This window comes from Kitasatospora sp. NPDC007106, from assembly GCF_040634455.1.
Lineage (GTDB): Bacteria > Actinomycetota > Actinomycetes > Streptomycetales > Streptomycetaceae > Kitasatospora > Kitasatospora arboriphila.
Genome location: NZ_JBEYFP010000522.1, coordinates 1 through 4,256, shown reverse-complemented (window position 1 = coordinate 4,256; position 4,256 = coordinate 1). Strand labels below are relative to the sequence as shown.

Sequence of the window (4,256 nt, the reverse complement as noted above, 5' to 3'; positions counted from 1 at the left end):
CGCGGAGGGTGGGGCCCCTCACCTCGAGAAGCCGTCGCGCTGCCGAGCGGCGAGCAGGCGTGGCCCGTCGATCACGAGCTGCACGGCCTCGGCCGCTGTCAGGCTTCGATGCGCAGCCACGTGTCGCCGGTGCGCAGCCACAGAAGACCGTCACGACCCTGGCCGCAGCGCATGACCACCCGTCCGGGCACGCGAATCCTGCGTCGCTCGGTCACACTCCACGTATCACCGTCCAACTCCGCTCGCACCACTTCGGTTGACCGCCGGTTGTGATCGCGCTTGGTCAGGACTGCTCGACGGCCGCGCACGGCGAACCCGTCCGGGGCGCGCACCGGGCTCGGCCAACTGGTCACCTCACCGGTCGACGGGGTGATCCGCGTCAAGAACGTGCCTCCCCGCCGACTGCCGGAATACCAGACCAGCCAGACCCGGTCTCCTTCGGTGGCAGCGGTGCATCCCTCCAGAGGCGCGTCAGGAAGGCGGCCTCCCGGAGCCCAGGTCGCCTGACCTCCGGCATTCCAGCCGGCAAGACCGGCTGCGGACTCCGGATGCCCTCCGTAGATGCCTTCGTCTCCGTAGGCCGTCCAGATCGATCCCCCGCGATCGGTCACCAGAGCAGGGATGTCGTCGCCGATGCAGAAGGCGGCCTCCTGTTCACCGCTTTCCAGGGAGAACACCACGGCGTTCGGGCTCCATGTGCCCGACTCCTCCTTGCCCGCCCGACCGCGTGCGATGAGGAGCCGGGACTCCGGGAGAAGAGCGATGTGGCTCGGCCTGACCGGAATGCCCTTGATCGGTCGACGTCGAAGCGACCCGTCAGCCCGGCGAATCACGAGCACCGCATCGAATGGGACCTGCGGGCCCCAGCCCGGCCAGCCCTTCACGTAGCGGCTTCGGCGAAGGAACCGCCGATGGACGAGCAGAACGGCCAGCTCCCCCGTCGGGCCGGCGGTCCACCACAGAGGGCGTCGTCCCGCCCAGAGTTCCGTCACGGACGGCTTCCAGACCCTCTGTAGGCCGACCGTCGACATCACATCCCCCCTGCTCTTCGGGCACAGCACCGGAACGTAGGCGCTGATGAGAGGAGTGTATTGATGCCGGAGCCAGGACCTGCGCCACGTCGTCCGACCGCCCGCGGTTGGCTCACGGGTCCGACTTGACGCTGGGGCGTGTCGTGCCGTCCGGTCTCGACCGTGTTCGTCATCGCGTTCATCACCGCGCGAGGGTAGGGCCGCAGCAGCGGGCCGTCGAACGCTTTGCCGGCGGGGAGGCGAGACATGTGCGGTTCCGGATCGGCGAGGGGATTCGAGGAGCGAGGAGGCGACGCGCGTGTCCACACATCCGAGGCTCGTGAGTGAGGCGAGCGAATTTCGAGCGACAGAACGACGGGCTTCCTGGACGATGGCGGGCGGTTGCGAACGGGACGACTGACCGGTGGACGGGACGACGATGACGGGGATGTCGTTGGAAGCGTTGGACGCCGTGGTGTGGGACGGACTTGAGACGGGCCACCCGCTGGATTCGGTCGAGGAGGTGCCACGGGCACTCCGGAAGCTCGCCCGGGCGGGCGCTCATGCGACGGAGGAGGACTGCTACCCGCTCTACTCCCTCGTAACGAGAGACGGGTGTGAGACACCGTCCGCAGCCGCCGTCGCCCTGCCCTTCGTCGTCGCGCTCGCTGCCGACCCTGCCATGGGCGCGCGAGTCCCCCTCGTCGAGCTGCTGACCCACATCCAGGCGCCGGCCCTGGCCGACGAGGACTGGACGGGAGCACGGGCCCTGCTCGCGGACCCGGAGCCGGCGGTGCGGCGGGCGGCGGTTCCCCTTGCAGACGGCGTTGCCGGGCTGCTGGAAGTGTGGCGGGTGGAGACGGACCCGGCGGTCCGGTTGGCCGTGCTGCTGGCCCTCGGTGAGGCCGCGTCCGACCCGCGGACCGACCAGGAGGCTGTCACAGCGGCACGAGCGGTGCTGGCGGACGTGCTCGGTGGGGACGATCCGGTGATGTGGGTCGCCGCCGTCCACGCTTCGGCCGGTCCCGAACCCGGGTCTGCTGCGCTCCATCTGGACCGGTTGGTCGAGGTGTTCTCCGACCTTGCGGTGCGGCCGCGGTTCGAGGAGGCGTGGTTCGTGCCGTCGGTCGAGGACCCCTGCACCCGCGAGATCGTTCTCTGGTGGATCGCCCGGCTGTTCGAGCATGCCCCGGAGGTGCAGCTGTCCTTCCTCACTCGGCTGATCGAGGCGGCAGGCCGGACCGGAGACACCCTGTTGTGCAGGGAGGCGATGGACCTCGCGTGGCAGCTCCTCCTTGAACGGCGTTCCGTGGGCGGCACGTTGCTGCCGTTGGCCGGCCGACTGCTCGACGATCCGGACGGGGCCGTCCGGTACCGGGCGGCGAACATGCTCGCAGCGACGGGCCTCGCGGCGGCCCCGTACGCCGACCGGCTCGCCGAGCTGCTCGACGACGGCGGAACCGACGAATTCCTGGACGGCACGGCCGGAGAGGTCGCCCGATGGGCACTGACCCGGATCGGCGACCCTCGTGCTCTGCCGGGCCTGGTCGAACGGCTCCGGGTGCAAGAGGAGGAGCCGGGGCGCGGATACGCCACGGCGGACCCGAGGCGGCCGGAGATCAAGGACGTGCTGATCCCGCTGCGGGCCCACGCGGACGTGCTGGTGCCCGCGATCGGTGAAGCGATCCGGGAGGGTGGGGCGCGCGGTGGTGCGACCCGCGGGTTCGTCGAGGTACTGGCGGCCTGGGAAGAGGACGCGTTGCCGGCCCTGCCGGATCTCCTGCCGCTCCTGGACGACACCTGGACCTCGATCGACGTGCTGCGCGTGCTGCGGGCGCTGGGCCCTGCCGCGGCCTCCGCCGAGCCTGCACTGCGAACCTGCCAGGTGCTGGACCATCCCGGGAATCACTGGTCGGTGACCTGGACCACCGCGTGCATCGTCGGGGACCGCGCGGCGACGCTCCGGCTCGTCGGCGATGCGGTCCTGGCTGCGGAGGATCCGGCGTTCGGTCCGTTCGGTGCGTTGGCCGAGTTCGGCCGCGAGGCCGCGCCGTTCGCCGAGCGGGTCCGGTCCATCATGGAGAACAGCACGCACTGGACACGACTCACGGCGGCGGCCACGCTCTGGTCGATCACGGGACAGGCAGGGCCGACCATCCGCGTCCTGGAGGAGTTCGTGCTGCCGATCGCCGACGGGGGTGACACCTTCGGTTCCTTCCACGACGCGCTGCAGGCCCTGATCCGGATCGGCGGGATCAGCCCTGCCGTCCGCACCGCGCTGCTCAGGGTTCGGCGGTCGGACCACCGCCTGTCCCGGCTCGAGGGCTACGAGCGGATCCTCCAGGACGAGCAGATCCGCACGCTGATCGATCAGGCCCTCACCTGCTCCGACCTGAACCCGGACGAGGCGTCTCCAGCTGTCCGGTGAAGCCCGGGGCGCAGGCTGACGACGTCAACCCGTTCGATCCTCCGCGTGCCCGCCCGTTCCGCTGCCCGCCGGTGGCGGGACGGTGTTGTCCCGTCCCGGTGGCGGTTACCTCGCTCGGCATGGACGGTCAGCGCGGGAACATGTCGGCGTGGGGGTCCGGTTCGCCGGTCGCCGGGTCGAGTCCTGCCTCCCACCGGAGTTGCTCCAACCGCCAGTGGACGAACGTCGGTGGCGATCGGTTCCACAGGTCCCCACCGATGCTGATCGGCCAGGACGACCACCCGTCGTAGTCCGCGCGGACCAACCGGTGGAGGAATTCGACCATTCCGAATGGGTGGACCGTGAAGGTCGGGCGGGTGTGTCGTCCGTAGACCAAGACCGGCCAGCGGTCCGGGTCACCGTCGACGCCGAGACCCACCAGGTGCCGGACGGTGCTGCCACCACAAGCCGGCTGGAGAAGCTGCTGCACCCAGGGGCGTGGGCCCGCCTGTGGACCCGGGCCGGCGACGCCCCGCCCGGCCGTTCCACGCGGGCCGTCCCGTCCACAGCACCCGACAACCATCAAGGAGCAACCGCCGTATGCCGAACAACACCACCGGTCCGGCCGCCCCGACGCCGGAGGAGGCCTACGCGGACGCCCCCGCGCCACATGTGGAGACGGCGGCGATGCTGAACCTCGCCCGCGCCAACCACGGCACCCCGCAGATGCACGACCGGGAGTGGGTGATGCGCCACGCCGCACTGCTTGACCGCACGATGCTGCCCGCCGCCACCCTGCCGGGCGGCACCGGCACCGGCACGGCCGGCGGGTTGGGCAG

Annotated in this window: 2 protein-coding genes and 1 pseudogene; 2 read left to right on the top strand and 1 reads right to left on the bottom strand. The window is 70.9% G+C overall.

Translation table 11 applies throughout. The features are described from left to right. Positions 1–98: 98 nt before the first annotated feature. Complete coding sequence (locus ABZ641_RS27575) at positions 99–992, bottom strand: hypothetical protein (RefSeq protein WP_359985907.1); 894 nt, start codon at positions 990–992, stop codon at positions 99–101. A 442-nt stretch (positions 993–1,434) separates the two neighbouring features. Between ABZ641_RS27575 and ABZ641_RS27570 the strand changes: the two genes are divergently transcribed. Together ABZ641_RS27570 and ABZ641_RS27565 are read left to right on the top strand one after the other, a co-directional pair. Then, positions 1,435–3,438, top strand: a complete 2,004-nt coding sequence (locus ABZ641_RS27570; RefSeq protein WP_359985905.1) for a hypothetical protein — start codon at positions 1,435–1,437, stop codon at positions 3,436–3,438. Positions 3,439–4,017: 579 nt separating this feature from the next. After that, positions 4,018–4,256, top strand: a pseudogene (locus tag ABZ641_RS27565) (hypothetical protein); the annotation flags it as partial.